General features: G+C 71.7%; 14 protein-coding genes. 4 read left to right on the top strand and 10 right to left on the bottom strand.

Annotated features, from left to right (window positions below; translation table 11 throughout):
* Positions 1–308: 308 nt before the first annotated feature.
* On the top strand, positions 309–3,119 hold the full coding sequence (aceE, locus tag ACA361_RS28345; RefSeq protein WP_375016811.1) for a pyruvate dehydrogenase (acetyl-transferring), homodimeric type: 2,811 nt from the start codon (positions 309–311) through the stop codon (positions 3,117–3,119).
* A 174-nt stretch (positions 3,120–3,293) separates the two neighbouring features.
* Here aceE and ACA361_RS28340 read toward each other — a convergent pair whose 3' ends face one another.
* The 3 genes from ACA361_RS28340 to ACA361_RS28330 form a co-directional block, all read right to left on the bottom strand.
* Positions 3,294–3,674 carry a VOC family protein gene (locus ACA361_RS28340; RefSeq protein ID WP_375016809.1) on the bottom strand — a complete coding sequence of 127 codons (381 nt, stop codon included), beginning with the start codon at positions 3,672–3,674 and terminating at the stop codon, positions 3,294–3,296.
* 100 nt (positions 3,675–3,774) lie between these two features.
* Positions 3,775–4,479, bottom strand: coding sequence for a helix-turn-helix transcriptional regulator (locus ACA361_RS28335; RefSeq protein WP_375016808.1), 705 nt, complete (start codon positions 4,477–4,479; stop codon positions 3,775–3,777).
* Positions 4,480–4,539: 60 nt separating this feature from the next.
* Positions 4,540–5,490, bottom strand: coding sequence for an alpha/beta fold hydrolase (locus tag ACA361_RS28330; RefSeq protein WP_375016806.1), 951 nt, complete (start codon positions 5,488–5,490; stop codon positions 4,540–4,542).
* Positions 5,491–5,717: 227 nt separating this feature from the next.
* On the opposite strand from ACA361_RS28330, the gene ACA361_RS28325 reads away from it, so the two are divergent.
* On the top strand, positions 5,718–6,467 hold the full coding sequence (locus ACA361_RS28325) for a 3-hydroxybutyrate dehydrogenase (protein WP_375016923.1): 750 nt from the start codon (positions 5,718–5,720) through the stop codon (positions 6,465–6,467).
* A gap of 22 nt (positions 6,468–6,489) precedes the next feature.
* Complete coding sequence (locus tag ACA361_RS28320) at positions 6,490–8,367, top strand: helix-turn-helix domain-containing protein (RefSeq protein ID WP_375016804.1); 1,878 nt, start codon at positions 6,490–6,492, stop codon at positions 8,365–8,367.
* Positions 8,368–8,383: 16 nt separating this feature from the next.
* Here ACA361_RS28320 and ACA361_RS28315 read toward each other — a convergent pair whose 3' ends face one another.
* Together ACA361_RS28315 and ACA361_RS28310 are read right to left on the bottom strand one after the other, a co-directional pair.
* Positions 8,384–8,584 carry a DUF397 domain-containing protein gene (locus ACA361_RS28315; protein ID WP_375016921.1) on the bottom strand — a complete coding sequence of 67 codons (201 nt, stop codon included), beginning with the start codon at positions 8,582–8,584 and terminating at the stop codon, positions 8,384–8,386.
* 21 nt (positions 8,585–8,605) lie between these two features.
* Complete coding sequence (locus ACA361_RS28310; protein WP_375016802.1) at positions 8,606–9,496, bottom strand: helix-turn-helix domain-containing protein; 891 nt, start codon at positions 9,494–9,496, stop codon at positions 8,606–8,608.
* A gap of 173 nt (positions 9,497–9,669) precedes the next feature.
* Between ACA361_RS28310 and ACA361_RS28305 the strand changes: the two genes are divergently transcribed.
* Positions 9,670–10,281, top strand: coding sequence for a hypothetical protein (locus ACA361_RS28305; RefSeq protein ID WP_375016799.1), 612 nt, complete (start codon positions 9,670–9,672; stop codon positions 10,279–10,281).
* A 4-nt stretch (positions 10,282–10,285) separates the two neighbouring features.
* On the opposite strand, the gene ACA361_RS28300 is transcribed toward ACA361_RS28305, so the two are convergent.
* Genes ACA361_RS28300 through ACA361_RS28280 form a run of 5 tightly spaced genes read right to left on the bottom strand, consistent with a single transcriptional unit; the run spans position 10,286 to position 14,842 of the window.
* Entirely contained in the window at positions 10,286–11,272 is a 987-nt protein-coding gene (locus ACA361_RS28300) for a branched-chain amino acid ABC transporter permease (RefSeq protein WP_375016797.1), read from the bottom strand.
* A complete protein-coding gene (locus ACA361_RS28295) occupies positions 11,269–12,126 on the bottom strand; it encodes a branched-chain amino acid ABC transporter permease (protein ID WP_375016796.1) in 858 nt (285 codons plus the stop codon). Before ACA361_RS28295 ends, ACA361_RS28300 begins: the two co-directional genes overlap by 4 nt.
* A gap of 11 nt (positions 12,127–12,137) precedes the next feature.
* Complete coding sequence (locus ACA361_RS28290; protein ID WP_375016795.1) at positions 12,138–13,373, bottom strand: ABC transporter substrate-binding protein; 1,236 nt, start codon at positions 13,371–13,373, stop codon at positions 12,138–12,140.
* A gap of 13 nt (positions 13,374–13,386) precedes the next feature.
* On the bottom strand, positions 13,387–14,088 hold the full coding sequence (locus ACA361_RS28285) for an ABC transporter ATP-binding protein (protein ID WP_375016793.1): 702 nt from the start codon (positions 14,086–14,088) through the stop codon (positions 13,387–13,389).
* Positions 14,075–14,842: an ABC transporter ATP-binding protein gene (locus tag ACA361_RS28280; protein ID WP_375016919.1), complete on the bottom strand. Its 768-nt coding sequence runs from the start codon at positions 14,840–14,842 to the stop codon at positions 14,075–14,077. The genes ACA361_RS28285 and ACA361_RS28280 overlap by 14 nt, the downstream gene beginning before the upstream one ends.
* Positions 14,843–14,954 lie beyond the last annotated feature (112 nt).

Below are 14,954 nucleotides of genomic sequence, written 5' to 3'. Positions count from 1 at the left end.
CACTCCCCCAGCGCGCGGCGGCCGCGCTCCCGCGGCCGTTCGGTGTGGTCGCCGGTACGGCGTCGTCCCTCCACCTTCGTACGACTTCCCTGCCTCGTCGAGAGGGGGCCCAAACCCTGCCCGGAACGTCCCGCGCACCCCTTGTGACCGGCCAGAATGGTTACTGGTTGGTAGAGATGCGTTAGCCGTCATAAACGGCGACGATGGATCACGAACCCACGACGGCGGACCGTCGTCGCGGAGGCCGACGCCGGCTCACCCGGGCGGGCGCGCGCCTCACCCAGGACCGTGAGCACAGAGGGGACCCCGTGGCTTCCGGACGTCAGCGTTATTCGATCATCAGTGACGGCCTGCCGAGCCAGCTCCCGGACATCAACCCGGACGAGACCCGGGAGTGGCTGGAATCGCTCGACACGGTGATCAAGACCGAGGGCCGCAGCCGGGCGCGGTACGTGATGCTGCGCCTGCTGGAGCGGGCCCGCGAGCAGCAGGTGGGCGTGCCCGGCCTGCGCAGCACCGACTTCATCAACACCATCCCGCCGGAGCACGAGCCGTGGTTCCCCGGCGACGAGCACATCGAGCGCCGGATCCGCGCCTACATCCGGTGGAACGCCGCGATCATGGTGTCCCGGTCCAACCGGCCGGAGCTCGGCGTCGGCGGGCACATCGCGACCTACGCCTCGGCCGCCTCGCTCTACGAGGTCGGCTACAACCACTTCTTCCGCGGCAAGGACCACGGCGAGTCCGGCGACCAGGTCTTCTTCCAGGGCCACGCGGCCCCCGGCGTGTACGCGCGCGCGTTCCTGGAGGGACGGCTGCCGCAGGAGAAGCTGGACGGCTTCCGGCAGGAGATCTCGCATCCGGGCGGCGGCCTGTCGTCGTACCCGCACCCGCGGCTGATGCCCGACTTCTGGGAGTTCCCCACCGTCTCGATGGGGCTCACCGCGATCGACTCGATCTACCAGGCGCGGTTCAACCGGTACCTCTACAACCGCAAGATCAAGGACACCTCGCGGTCGCACGTGTGGGCGTTCCTCGGCGACGGCGAGATGGGCGAGCCGGAGTCGCTGGGCGCGATCGGGCTGGCCGCCCGCGAGGAGCTCGACAACCTCACCTTCGTGATCAACTGCAACCTGCAGCAGCTGGACGGCCCGGTCCGCGGCAACGGCAAGATCATCCAGGAGCTGGAGTCGTACTTCCGCGGCGCCGGCTGGAACGTGATCAAGGTGGTGTGGGGCCGCGACTGGGACCCGCTGCTCGCCCAGGACGCCGACGGCGTGCTGGTCAACAAGATGAACACCACGCCGGACGGGCAGTTCCAGACCTACACCGTCGAGACCGGCGCGTACATCCGCGACCACTTCTTCGGCGACGACCCGCGGCTGCGCAAGATGGTCGAGCACCTGTCCGACGACGACCTGCGGCGGCTGTCGCGCGGCGGGCACGACTACCGCAAGGTGTACGCGGCGTTCAAGGCCGCCCGCGAGCACGTCGGCCAGCCGACCGTCATCCTGGCGCACACGATCAAGGGCTGGACGCTGGGGCCGGACTTCGAGGCCCGCAACGCCACCCACCAGATGAAGAAGCTGACCAAGGCCGAGCTCAAGGAGTTCCGGGACCGGCTCTACCTCGACATCCCGGACTCGGCGCTGGAAGGCGAGCTGCCGCCGTACTACCACCCGGGCGAGGACTCCGACGAGATCGAGTACATGCGCGAGCGGCGCGCGGCGCTGGGCGGGTTCCTGCCCAAGCGCGTCGTGCGGGCCAAGCCGCTCAAGCTGCCCGGCGACCCGGTGTACGCGGAGCTGAAGAAGGGCTCGGGCAAGCAGAACGTGGCCACCACCATGGCCTTCGTCCGGCTGCTCAAGGACCTGATCAAGGACGAGAACATCGGAGCCCGGTTCGTCCCGATCGCTCCGGACGAGTACCGCACGTTCGGCATGGACTCGCTCTTCCCGACGTCCAAGATCTACGCCCCGCACGGGCAGACGTACGAGGGCGTCGACCGCAAGCTGCTGCTGGCCTACAAGGAGTCCGAATCCGGCCAGATGCTGCACGAGGGCATCAGCGAGGCCGGCTCGATGGCCTCCGCGATCGCCGCGGGCACGGCGTACGCCACGCACGGCGAGCACATGATCCCGGTGTACATCTTCTACTCGATGTTCGGGTTCCAGCGGACCGGCGACCAGATGTGGGCGCTGGGCGACCAGATGGGGCGGGGCTTCCTGCTGGGCGCCACCGCGGGCCGCACCACGCTCACCGGCGAGGGCCTCCAGCACGCCGACGGGCACTCGCCGCTGATCGCGGCGACCAACCCGGCGTGCGTGCACTACGACCCGACCTGGGCGTTCGAGCTGGCGCACATCGTGCAGGACGCGCTGCGCCGGATGTACGGCTCGTCCGAGGAGCACCCCGAGGGCGAGAACGTCTTCTACTACCTGACCGTCTACAACGAGCCGTACCAGCAGCCCGTGGAGCCCGAGGGCCTGGATGTCGACGGCCTGCTCAAGGGGCTGTACCGGCTCAAGGCGGCTCCTGGGCGGGTTGAGGCGGGAGCGGGTACGGAGGTCGGCAACGGGCAGGCGCCCAAGGCACAGATCATGGCGTCGGGCGTGGCCGGGCGCTGGGCGCTGGAGGCGCAGCGGCTGCTGGCCGAGGAGTGGGGCGTGGCCGCCGACGTGTGGTCGGCGACCTCGTGGAACGAGCTGGCCCGCGAGGCCCGCGCGTGCGACGACTGGAACCTGCTGCACCCCGACGCGGAGCAGCGCGTCCCGTACGTCACCCGCGCGCTGGAGGGCGCCGCCGGGCCGATCGTGTCGGTGTCGGACTTCATGAAGGCCGTGCCCGACCAGATCGCGCCGTGGGTGCCGGGCGACTACTCCTCGCTGGGGACCGACGGGTTCGGGTTCTCCGACACCCGCGCCGCGGCGCGCCGCGCGTTCCACGTCGACTCGGCGTCGATCGTGCTCGCGGTGCTGACCCGGCTCGCCCGGCAGGGCGAGGTCAAGCCCGAGACCCTCCAGCAGGCGATCGAGCGCTACCGCCTGAACGCCGACGTCAGCGCGGTCTTCGCGGGCGGCGTGCAGACCGCCGAGAGCAACACCGGCGGCGACGCCTGACGGCGGGCACCGCCGGCGGGGCGGCGATCACGGAGGTGTAGGCCGTGATCGCGCCCCAGCCGCACGTGGGGGCTTCCGGGGCTCCCCAACGGTCCCGGAGGCCCTCGCCCGCCCGCGAGGGCCCTCCGGGCCGTTCAGTGCCCGTCAGTGCCCGTCAGTGCCCGCCAGTGCCCGTCAGGCGGGTCCCGGGGGCGGGGTGAAGACACCGAAGCGGTTGCCGGACGGGTCGTCCAGGTAGGCGAAGACCAGGCCGCTCGGCGAGGTGGTCGGCTCCAGCGCGACCTTGCCGCCGAGCTTCGCGGCCCGCTCGCAGGCCGCCGGCACGTCCCGCACCACCACCAGGAACGTCGCGTGGTTCTCCTCGGGGCCCGCACCGTGCGCGATCCCGCCGCTCGGCGCCTCCGCGCCGGGGTAGCTGATCAGGTCGTAGCCGTCGCCGTCGGGATCGAGGGTGAACTTCCAGCCGAACAGGTCGCCGTAGAAGCTCCGGGCCCCCTCCGAGTCGTCGGTGCCGATCTGGAACCAGCTCACGGTGTCGTACGCGGGCGCGTTCATGGTCGTCGTCCTCCGTCGCGTCAGTGCTCGTTCGCGTCGTTCGCGTCCTTCAACGGGGACCACGATCGAACATACTGGCGACAACCCCCTGTCGGTGTTTCTAGAGGAATTCCAGCGGGCGCATCACGAAGTCGCGCGGCTCCTCATCGAACTCCTCGACGCGGCGCTCCGGGGCGGTCTCGTCAAGCAGCGCCGCGCGGCGGACGCGGTCGGTGCGGAAGACGCGGAACGTGCCGCGCAGCCGGCACCAGCCGATCAGGTACCAGCTGCTGGAGCCCCCGCTGAAGGCGACCGGCTCGACGTCGCGCTCGGTCTCGGCGCCGGCCTTGTCGACGTAGGTCAGCCGGACGACGCGGCGGGCCGCCACCGCCTCCTCCAGGACGGCGGGGACCGAGGCGGGCTCCCCGCGCGCCGGGTCGGCCAGGAAGCGGATGCGGCCGGCCAGGTCGCGGGCGGTGGCGCCGTCGGCGGCCGGCATCGCGGTGAGGATCTTGTGCAGCGCGGTGCGGGCGGCCCGCGAGAACGGGGTGCCGCCGGCCCGGCCCAGCATGATCGCGATGGCCACCGCCTCGGCCGGGGTGAAGTTGACCGGCGGCAGCGTGCGGCTCGGGTCGAGCGTGTAGCCGCCGGTCCGGCCCACCTCGGCGAAGATCGGCACCCCGGCCTGCTGGAGCGCGCCGATGTCGCGCTCGACCGTGCGGACGCTGACCTCGTAGCGCGCGGCCAGCTCGCGGGCGCTCACCCGGCGCGGGGCGCACGCCCGCAGCTCCTCCACCAGGGCGTACAACCGGTCGGTGCGGTTCACCCCGCCGACCGTACGGCCCGCCACCGACATTTCCCGGAGCGGCCCCGGCCGGGAACGGGATCAGAGCGTGCGGAGGAAGGCGATCATGGCGTCGCCGACCTCGGCGGGCCGCTCCTGCTGGGTCCAGTGGCCGCAACCGGACAGCCAGACCGTGCCGCGCAGGTTCGGGACGAAGTCCGCCAGCCGGTCGACGGCCTTGCGCGCACCGCCCGCCACGACCGGGTCGCGGTCGCCGCCGATGTAGAGCGCGGGCGGCGTGACCGGGGCCCGGTGCCAGGCGGCGGTCAGCTCCCAGTTGCGGTCCAGGTTGCGGTACCAGTTGATCGGCCCGGAGAAGCCGGACTCCGCGTACTCGGCGACGTACGTCGCGATGTCCTCCCGGGTGAGCCAGCCGGGCAGCGCCTCCGGCTCGGGTGCCGCGTCCGCGAAGCCGCCGCCCTCCGGCACGGGCGGGAGCGCCGCGGGGCCGTCCCCCGACGCGCCGTACAGCGTCCGCCTGAACGCGCCCTCCGGATCGGCCTCGAAGCTCGCCTCCGGCACGTCCCGCTGCTGGAAGTGCACCATGTAGAAGTCCTCGCCGAACATCTCCCGCATGGCCTGCACGGGCGGCCGCGAGCTGCGCGGCCGGTGCGGCACCGACAGGCCGATGACGCCGCGCACCCGTTCGGGACGGAACTGCGCCGCGTGCCACGCGACCGGGGCGCCCCAGTCGTGGCCGGCGACGACCGCCGTCTCCTCCCCCAGCGCGTCGATCAGCCCGACCGCGTCGCCCACCAGGTGGTGGATCGTGTACTGGTCGACCGCCGCGGGCCCGCCCGTGCGGGCGTACCCGCGCTGGTCGGGCGCGACGGCGCGGTAGCCGGCCTCCGCCAGGGCGACCAGCTGGTGCCGCCAGGAGTACCAGCATTCGGGGAAGCCGTGCAGCAGCAGCACCAGCGGGCCGGACCCGGCCTCGGCGACGTGCATGCGCAGCCCGCTGGTGGACTCGACGAAACGGTGCTGGATCTCCATGGGCGCCCCTCGCGTCTCCGGCCGGTCGGCGGTCGTCCCGAACGCTAACCGCCGCTGCCTACGCCCGCCGCACCGGGGACCGTCCGCCGGATGAACACCCCCGCCGCCGCACCGTCCGGGATCACGGGCAGGACCGCGGGCGGGGCCACATCGAACCGGCCCGGATTATGTCCCCGATCCACATGGGCGCGCGCGGCACCGCTCCGTAGGTTCTGCCCATGACCGACATGACTCCGGACCTGACCGGCCGGCGGGCCCTGGTGACGGGCGGCGGCAGGGGCATCGGGCGCGCCTGCGCCCGGCGGCTGGCCGCGTACGGCGCCAAGGTCGTGGTGGCCGACATCGACGGGCGGGCCGCCGCGCGCGCCGCCGGGGAGTGCGGCGGGACCGCCGTCACGGCCGACCTCGCCGAGTTGCCCTCGCTGGAGGAGCTGGGCGGCGCGGTCGACATCCTGGTCAACAACGCGGGCGTGCAGCACGTGGCGCCGCTCCACGAGTTCCCGCCCGGCACGTTCGCGCACATGATGCGGCTGATGGTCGAGGCCCCGTTCCGCCTGGTACGGGAGGCCCTGCCCGGCATGTACGAGCAGGGCTGGGGACGCGTCGTCAACATCTCCTCCGTACACGGGCTGCGCGCCTCCCCCTACAAGGCGGCGTACGTGGCGGCCAAGCACGCCCTGGAGGGGCTCTCGAAGGTCGTCGCCCTGGAGGGCGGCCCACATGGCGTCACCTCCAACTGCGTGTGCCCCGCCTATGTCCGCACCCCACTGGTCGAGGGCCAGATCGACGACCAGGCACGCGTCCACGGCCTGTCCCCCGAACAGGTCACCTCGGACGTCCTCCTGGCGAAGGCCGCCGTCAAGCGCCTGATCGACCCGGACGACGTCGCGGGACTGGTCGCCTACCTCTGCACGCCCCAGGCGGCCATGGTCACCGGCGCGTCCCTGTCGCTCGACGGAGGGTGGACCGCCCAATGACGGTGCCCCGACAATGAACCGCATGACCTGCACCGTCTTCCTGGAGCTGCTGGCCCGGGAGGCATCCCCCGTCGAGTTCGAGGGCCCGCTGGTCGAGGCGCGGGCCGCCGGTGCCTCCCCCGAGGCGCTCGCGGAGCTGGAGTCCGCCAAGCTCGCCGCCCTCCGGGTCCGCACGATCATGCGCCGGCACGCCCGCCGCGAGGCCGAGCTGGCCGCGCTGTTCGAGACCGCCGGGGACCTGGCCGGGCTGCGCGACCACGACGCGGTCCTGGAGGCGATCGTGCGCCGCGCCCGCCGCCTCCTCAACGCCGACATCGCGTACATGACGCTGAACGACGACGAGCGCGGCGACACCTACATGCGGGTGACCGACGGCTCGGTGTCGGCCGCGTTCCGCCGCCTGCGGCTCCCCATGGGCGCCGGTCTCGGCGGGCTCGTCGCGCAGAGCGCGATGCCGTACACCAGCGCGTACTACCTGGACGACCCGCGGTTCCAGCACCACGACTTCATCGACGGCGCGGTCGCGGAGGAGGCGCTGGTGGCGATCCTCGGCGTCCCCATGAAGCTGGGCAGCCGCGTCATCGGCGTCCTGTACGCGGCCAACCGCAGCGAGCGTCCCTTCGAGCAGGAGGAGGTCGTCCTCCTCGGCTCCCTGGCGGCGCACGCGGCCATCGCCATCGACAACGCCCGCCTGCTCCAGGAGACCAGGTCCGCTCTGGAGGAGCTCAGCGCCGCGAACGAGGTCGTCCGGGCCCGCAGCGCCGCCGTGGAACGCGCGGCGCACGCGCACGACCGGATGACGGCGCTGGTCGTCCGGGGCGGCGGCGCGGAGGACGTGGCCGCCGTGGTGACCGAGATTCTCGGCGGCACCCTGCACATGCTCGACGCCGAGGGCCGCCCGCTCGCCGCCTCGGGCCCGCCCGCACCGCTCAGCGACGAGGAGCGGGCCGGCGTGCTCGCCGCGGCGTTGTCGGCACGCAACCAGGGCCGCACGGTCCGGCGCGGCGACCTGTGGATCGCGTCGGTCTCCACCGGAGAGGAGACGCTGGGCACGCTCGTGCTGCGCACCCCCGGCGACGTCTCCGGCGCCGACCGGCGCATCCTGGAGCGCGCCGCGCTCGTGACCGCGCTGCTCGTCCTGCTGCGGCGCAGCGTGACCGAGGCCGAGGGCCGGGTCCGCGGCGAGCTGCTGGACGACCTGCTCGGCGACCGCCCGGCCGACGCGGAGGCCCTCAAGGCCCGTGCCCGCCGCGTGAACGTGGACCTCGACGCCCCGCACATCGTGCTCACCGCGCGCTGCCCGTCGCCCGACCACCGCCGCCGCGCCGCGTTCTGGGCCGCCTCGCACGCCGCCGTGGAGCAGGGCCTGGCCGCGCCCAGAGGCGAGGACATCGCCCTGCTGCTACCAGGCGAACGCCCCGGCGACACCGCCCGCAGGGTCGCCAAGGAACTCGGCGCCTCCCTGGACGCCCCCGTCACGGTGGGCGCGGCGGGCCCCGTCCGCGGCGCGCCCGGCGTCGCCGCCGCGTACCGCGAGGCCGAGCGGACCGCCGGCGCCCTGCTCGCCCTGGGCCGCCGCGGCGACGGCGCGGACGCCGCCGACCTCGGCTTCGTCGGCCTCCTGATCGGCGAGGCCCGCGACGTCGACGGCTTCCTGGCCACCGCCCTCGGCCCGGTCCTGGACTACGACGCCCGCCGCGGGACGACCCTCGTCCGCACCCTGGAGGACTATTTCGGGACGGGCTGCAGCCTCTCCCGGACGGCCGAGCGCCTGCACATCCACGTCAACACGGTCACGCAGCGCCTCGACCGCATCGGCCGCCTGCTGGGCGACGGCTGGCAGTCCCCCGACCGCGCCCTGGAGATCCAGCTGGCCCTCCGCCTCCACCGCCTCCGCTAGAGGCCGCCGGAGACGGCTAGAGATCCAGCTCCCCGCTCTTCACCCGCGCCACGAACGCGGCGAACTCCGCTCCCCCGAACCGGAACATCCCGGCCGAGGGATCCTTGGAGTCACGGAGCAGCACCTCGGCGCCCGGGGCGCCGGCCAGCTCGACGCAGTCCTGCATTTCGCTGCGCGAGCCCTTGCGCCAAGTCAACGCAAGGCCGTTCGATGTCATCATCCAGGATGTCCGATACTTCTAGTCAGAGAATTGCGCGGCGATCTGAGCGATCAGTGCGCGCGAATCAGCATCATCCAACGCCTTGCCGCACACGCCGCGGAAGACATTGACGTACTTGAAAACCTCGTCTTCGTCCTCAATGATGAGGCTGCCGCTCATCTGCTCGATATACACGACCTCCGGGTATTGCGGCTCCTGGAACTTCAGGACGCTGAAGGTCGCACCCGTAGGGTAGCCGTCCGCGAAGGGCACGACCTGGATCCTGACATTCGGCAGGTCCGCCATCCGCAACAGATGCTCCAACTGCTCGCGCATCACTTCGGCACCGGCGATCCTGCGCCGCAGAACACCCTCGTCCACCACCATATGAAGGTCGAGAGCGTCGAGTGATCTCAGTCTACTCTGCCGCTTCATCCGGATCTCCACGACCCGATTGACTTCACTGGGCGGAATCAGCGGAACGCCCGCCTCGACGATGGCGCGCGCATAACCCGGCGTTTGCAGGAGGCCGTCGATCACTCCCACCCGGTAGGTCTGGATCTTCTGCGCATCGGCCTCGAGACCGATGAACGCCGCGTACTTCTCACTGATCTTGTCGCTGTAGGTCTCCCACCAGCCGCGCTCCCGGGCGGCCCGGGCCAGCCGGACGAAACGGTCGGCGACCTCGCCGGAGATCTCGTAGAAGGCCAGGAGCCGGTTCAGGTCCGCGACGGTGATGAGCGTGTAGGCGGTCTCCAGCCGCGAGACCTTCGCGCTCGACCAGCCGAGCCCGTCGGCCACCTGGTCCATCGTCAGGCCCGCGTTCGTACGGAGTTCGCGCAGCTCACGGGCGAGCTGGCGGGCACGAACCGAGGGCGTCCGGCGAACGGCCATGCCGACCTCCCAGCGCCTGTGCAGGCTTTCATGCACACCTGCGTGGATACATACATGATTCCTTGCGTGGAATTCTACATGCAAGCTTGCACATCGACAGTCGAGGGCCGAAGATACGACATAGGGGGATGAACGACCACGAGCGAAAGGCGGGGGTGCCCATGCGGACTCCCATCGGGCGGCCGTCGCGCACTCCATCGGGGTAGCCGATGAGCATCGCGGGATTCGACTCCACGGCCACGGCCGAGCCTGCTCTCGACCGGCTGACCTACCACTTCCTGGTGGCGGTCGACATCGAGGGGTTCAGCCGGTTGAGCGCCGCGGAGCAGAAGCGCACGCAGGCCGATCTGCACGGTGCCCTGGAGGAGGCGGCCGGGGCGGCGGGCCTCGACCGGGGCGGCTGGCTGCGGCAGGTCGGCGGGGACGGCGAGCTGGCCATCCTTCCCTCGGCGACCGACGGGCTGCGCCTGCTGGTCGCCTACCCCCGCGAGCTGGCCGCGGCGATCGCGCGGCTCAACGAGCGGCGGGGCCGGCGCCTCCGCATTCGCCTGTCCATGCACCACGGGCCGCTGTCGGACGGCGTGTTCGGCGCCGTCGGCCGGGCGCCGATCGTCGTGTCGCGGCTCGTGGACGCCGAGGTCCTGCGCGAGGAGCTGCGCGGCAACCCGGAGCTCGACCTGGTCCTGATCGTCTCCGGCTCCCTGTACGCCGATGTCGTCGAGACCGAGTTCGGCGGCCTGGACCCCAGCGACTTCCGCCCCGTCGACATCCGCGCGAAGGGCGTCACCTATCCCGCGTACATCCGCCGGGGTCCTCTCTGAGGCGTCAGGTACGGGCGTCCACCGGGGTCTTGGCGGGTGCGGGGCCCTCGGCGGGGGCCGTCCGGCGGGACAGGAGGGCGCGGGCCGTTCCCCAGACGCCCTTGCGGAACAGGAGGACGACCAGGATGAAGATGGAGCCGGTGACGATGCCCGTCTCCTGGAATCCGGCGGTGGCGAGGTAGTCGTGGAGCTGGACGATGAGGGCCGCCCCCAGGACGCCTCCCCAGAGGGTGCCGATCCCGCCGAGGACGACCATCATCACGGCCTGCCCGGAGGTGGTCCAGTAGACCTCCTGAAGGGAGGCGAAGCCGTGGCCGATGGCGAAGAGCCCGCCGGCGATGCCGGAGAGCGCGGCGGACAGGACGAACGCGAGGAGCTTGTAGCGGTCGACCGGGTAGCCCAGCGCGCGGGCGCGTGACGGATTGTCGCGGATGGACATCAGCACGCGGCCGAACGGCGAGCGCACGATGCGCCAGGCGATGAGCAGGCCGAGGAGGACGAACGGCAGGCCCGCGTAGTAGAAGACGAACGGGTCGGACAGGTCCATCCCGAAGAGTTCGCGCGGGATGCCCTGGAGGCCGTTCTCGCCGCCGGTCACGTCCCGCCACTGGTTGGCGACGAAGTAGACCATCTGCGCGAACGCGAGCGTGACCATCGCGAAGTAGATGCCGCGGAGCCGTACGGACAGGTAGCCGATGGGCACGGCGAGGAGGGCGGCGAACGCGGCGCCGCCGAGGATCGCCAGCGGGAACGGCAGGCCGGTGTGCAGGGCGATGAGGCCGGTGCAGTACGCGGCGCCGCCCCAGAACGCGGCGTGCCCGAACGACAGCAGCCCGGTGAAGCCGAGGAGCAGGTCGACGGCCACGGCGAACAGGGCCCAGCAGGCGATGTCGAGCGCGACCGGCGGGTAGATGGCCCAGGGCAGGGCCAGGGCGGCGAGCAGGCCGATCGCGAGGAGGGCGGGTCGCGCGGCCAGGCGGGAGAGGATCATGTGAGGGCCTCCTCGCGGCCGAACAGGCCGGCCGGGCGCCACAGCAGGACGGCGGCCATCAGGATGAAGACGAGGGTCTGGGAGAGGGCGGGGACGTAGAGGTTGCCGAGGGCGGAGACGAGGCCCACGGCGAAGCCGGCGGCGACGGAGCCGAACACCGAGCCGAGGCCGCCGATCACGACGACGGCGAAGACCGTGATGATGAGGTCGGCGCCCATCAGCGGGTTGACCGCGCGCATCGGCGCGGCGAGGACGCCGGCGAGGCCGGCCAGGGCGATGCCGAAGCCGAAGACGGGGGTGACCCAGCGGCCGACGTCGATGCCGAGGGCGCGGGTCAGCTCGGGGCGCTCGGTCGCGGCGCGGACGATCATGCCGACGCGGGTGCGGGTGAGGACCGCCCACACGGCCAGGCAGAGGACCGCGGAGACGGCGAGGACGAACACCTGGTACGCCGGGTAGGTGAACGGTCCCAGGTCGACCGAGCCGTTCATGGGCCGCGGGTACGGCTGGGACTGCACCCCGTACTGCCGCTTCACCAGGTCCTGGAGGATCAGCGCCAGGCCGAACGTGAACAGGAAGTTGTAGAGCGGGTCGAGCGGCGCGAGGCGCCGGATGAAGAGCCGTTCGAGGACGACCCCGGCGAGGCCGAGGACGATCGGGACGAGGACCAGGGCGAGCCAGAAGTTCACCCCGAACGAGTCGAGCAGGACGAACGCCCCGAACGCGCCCAGCATGTAGAAGGCGCCGTGGGCGAAGTTGACGACGCCGAGCATGCCGAAGATGACCGCGAGGCCGAGGGCGAGCAGGGCGTAGAACGCCCCGCCCACCAGGCCGTTGAACGCTTGTTGCAGCACGTCGCGCCCGCCTACAGCTTGCAGGCCGGGTCGGGCCGGGGCTGGAACGCCTCGGCCGCCGGGATGGTCTTGAGGATCCTCTCGTAGTCCCAGGGCTCCTTGACGTCGGCCTTCGGCTTCACCTGGGCGAGGTAGACGTCGTGCAGGAGGAGGTGGTCCTCGGCGCGGATCGTGCCGTTGCGCGAGTAGACGTCGTTGACCTGCCGGCCTTCGAGCTGGGTGACGATGGTGTCGGGCTTGTCGGTGCCGCCGCGCTGGACGGCCTCCAGGTACTGGAGCGCGGCCGAGTAGTTGGACGCGTGCACCGACGTCGGCCGCTTGCCGGTCTTCGCCTGGAACCTGTCGGCCCAGGCGCGGTTGGTCGCGTCGAAGTTCCAGTACCAGGAGTCGGTGAAGCGCGTCCCGGCCATCGCGTCCGGCCCGAGCGAGTGGATGTCGGTGAGGAAGAGGAGCCCGGCGGCGAGGCCGACGCCCTTGTCGCGCAGCTTGTACTCGTTGTACTGCTTCACGAGGTTGACCAGGTCACCGCCGGCCTGCATGGTGCCGAGCACCTGCGGCTTGGGGTTCAGGCCGGGCGCCTTCAGCAGGAACGTGGAGAAGTTGTCGTTCGGGAACGGCGCCGGGTCCGACTTGACGACCCTGCCGCCGGCGGCCTGGACGGCGGCGGTGAACGTCTTGTTCATGTCCTGCCCGAACGCGTAGTCCGGGTAGACGACGTACCAGTTCCTGGCGCCGTCCTTGGTCAGCGCCGTGCCGGTGCCGTGGGCCAGCATGTACGAGTTGTAGCCGTAGTGGAAGGTGTACTTGTTGCACTGCTTCCCCTCCAGCTCGGTCGTCGCGGCGCCGACGTCGATGAAGATCTTCTTCTTGTTCTTCGCGACGTTGGCGACGGCGAGCGCGGCCGAGGAGGTGGGCACGTCCAGGATGACGTCGGCGCGCTGCCGGTCGTACAGCTCCTGGGCCTTGGTGTTGGCGACGTCGGGCTTGTTCTGGTGGTCGGCGGCGACGACCTCGATCTCCTTCGCGGCCGCCTTGTCGCCGTATTTCGCCTTGTAGTCGGCGACGGCCAGCCTGACCGCCTCGATGCTGTTCCGGCCCGACAGGTCGGCGTAGATGGCGGACTGGTCGTTCAGCACGCCCAGCACCACCCTGCCGTCACTGATCTTGCCTCCGCCGCCGGGTCCCCCCGCGCAGCCGGCAGCGAGCAGCGCCGCGGCCGCGAGGCCGCCCCATCCCATGAGTCTCATCGGGGTTCTCCCTCTAGATGCCGAGATATTCGAGCAGCTCGTGCTCGCGTTCCTGGACCTCGTCGTTGCCGAGCGACTCGACGATCCGGCCCTCGGCGAGCAGGTAGTGGCGGTCGGCGACGGTGGCGGCGAAGTGCACGTTCTGCTCGATCAGCAGGACGGTCACGCCCGCGGCCTTGACCTCGCGGAGGATCTCGCCGATCCGGCCGACGATCAGCGGCGACAGGCCCTCGGTGGGCTCGTCGCACAGCAGCAGCCGCGCGCCGGTGCGCAGGACGCGGGCGAGCGCGAGCATCTGCTGCTCGCCGCCGGACAGCCTCGTGCCGGGGAAGCGGCGGCGTTCCCGGAGTCTCGGGAACGTCTCGTACACGCGTTCCAGCGACCAGGGCTCCGGCCCCGACACGGGCGGGAGCAGCAGGTTCTCCTCGACCGACAGGGTCGCGAAGATACCGCGGTCGTCCGGCACGTAACCGAGGCCGCGCCGCGCCCGCCGGTGCGGGCCGAGCCCGGTGACGTCCGCGCCGAGGAACGTCACGGTCCCCTCGGTACGGCCGTGCGCGCCGTGCAGGCCCATCAGGCAGCGCAGCAGCGTCGTCTTCCCGGCGCCGTTGCGGCCGACGAGGGTGACGATCTCGCCCTCGCCGACCTCCATCGACACCTCGCGCAGCGCCCGCGCCTCGCCGTACCAGGCCGACAGTCCGTCAACGCGCAGCATGGGAGTCTCCGAGGTAGGCGGTGATGACGCGCGGATCGTGCCGGATGTCGGCGTACGGCCCCTCGGCCAGCACGGCGCCGTGCTGGAGCACGGTCACCCGGTCGGCGAGGCTGGCGACGACGTTCATGTTGTGCTCGACCAGCACGATCGTCCGGCCGGCCCGGATCCGCCGGACCAGCTCGATCGTGCGGTCGACGTCCTCGACGCCCATCCCGGCGGTCGGCTCGTCCAGGAGCAGCACCTTGGGATCGAGCGCGAGGGCCAGCGCCAGTTCCAGCGCGCGCTTGCGGCCGTAGGACAGCGCCCCCGCGGGGACGTCGCCGTGCCCGTCCAGCCCGACCTCGCCGAGCAGTTCGTCCGCGCGGTCCGCGAAGCGGCCGAGGGTCCGGTCGGAACGCCAGAACCGCCAGCCGAGGCCGGTCCGGCTCGCCAGCGCCAGCTCCACGTGCCGGCGCGGGCTCAGCTCCGCGAACAGGCTCGTGATCTGGAACGACCGCGCCACCCCGAGCCGGGCGACGGCCTCGGGCGGCTTCCCGGCCAGCTCGCGCCGGCCGTCCAGCAGCACGCTGCCCGAGGTGGGCTTCAGGAAGCCGGTGAGCAGGTTGAACAGCGTCGTCTTGCCGGCGCCGTTCGGGCCGACCAGCGCGTGCACGCCGCCCTCGGCGACGTCCAGGTCGACGCCGTCCACGGCGCGGAACCCGCGGAATTCCCTGACCAGTCCCCGCGCCTGGAGTACGGGCGAGCGGCCTTCCATAACGCTCCTCACGTCCACACGATGTGACCGTGAACGCTAAGTCGCGCTCCGGAGCCGAGCCATGTGACCGGACCACACATTCGGACGGCCCGATAAGGGTGTGACCCACACC

It is taken from the genome of Actinomadura sp. 21ATH, from assembly GCF_041951345.1.
Classification (GTDB): domain Bacteria; phylum Actinomycetota; class Actinomycetes; order Streptosporangiales; family Streptosporangiaceae; genus Spirillospora.
The sequence above is the reverse complement of the archived record's forward strand: the minus strand, read 5'-3'. Positions and strand labels throughout refer to the sequence as shown.

Excerpts from the sequence above, each read along its gene's own strand:
- ACA361_RS28340 (WP_375016809.1), bottom strand. The coding sequence starts at position 3,674 with ATGAACGCGCCCGCGTACGACACCGTGAGCTGGTTCCAGATCGGCACC.
- ACA361_RS28285 (WP_375016793.1), bottom strand. The coding sequence starts at position 14,088 with ATGCTGCGCGTTGACGGACTGTCGGCCTGGTACGGCGAGGCGCGGGCG.
- ACA361_RS28325 (WP_375016923.1), top strand. The coding sequence starts at position 5,718 with ATGACTCCGGACCTGACCGGCCGGCGGGCCCTGGTGACGGGCGGCGGC.
- ACA361_RS28305 (WP_375016799.1), top strand. The coding sequence starts at position 9,670 with ATGAGCATCGCGGGATTCGACTCCACGGCCACGGCCGAGCCTGCTCTC.
- ACA361_RS28280 (WP_375016919.1), bottom strand. The coding sequence starts at position 14,842 with ATGGAAGGCCGCTCGCCCGTACTCCAGGCGCGGGGACTGGTCAGGGAA.
- ACA361_RS28330 (WP_375016806.1), bottom strand. The coding sequence starts at position 5,490 with ATGGAGATCCAGCACCGTTTCGTCGAGTCCACCAGCGGGCTGCGCATG.
- ACA361_RS28300 (WP_375016797.1), bottom strand. The coding sequence starts at position 11,272 with ATGATCCTCTCCCGCCTGGCCGCGCGACCCGCCCTCCTCGCGATCGGC.
- ACA361_RS28320 (WP_375016804.1), top strand. The coding sequence starts at position 6,490 with ATGACCTGCACCGTCTTCCTGGAGCTGCTGGCCCGGGAGGCATCCCCC.
- ACA361_RS28315 (WP_375016921.1), bottom strand. The coding sequence starts at position 8,584 with ATGACATCGAACGGCCTTGCGTTGACTTGGCGCAAGGGCTCGCGCAGC.
- ACA361_RS28290 (WP_375016795.1), bottom strand. The coding sequence starts at position 13,373 with ATGAGACTCATGGGATGGGGCGGCCTCGCGGCCGCGGCGCTGCTCGCT.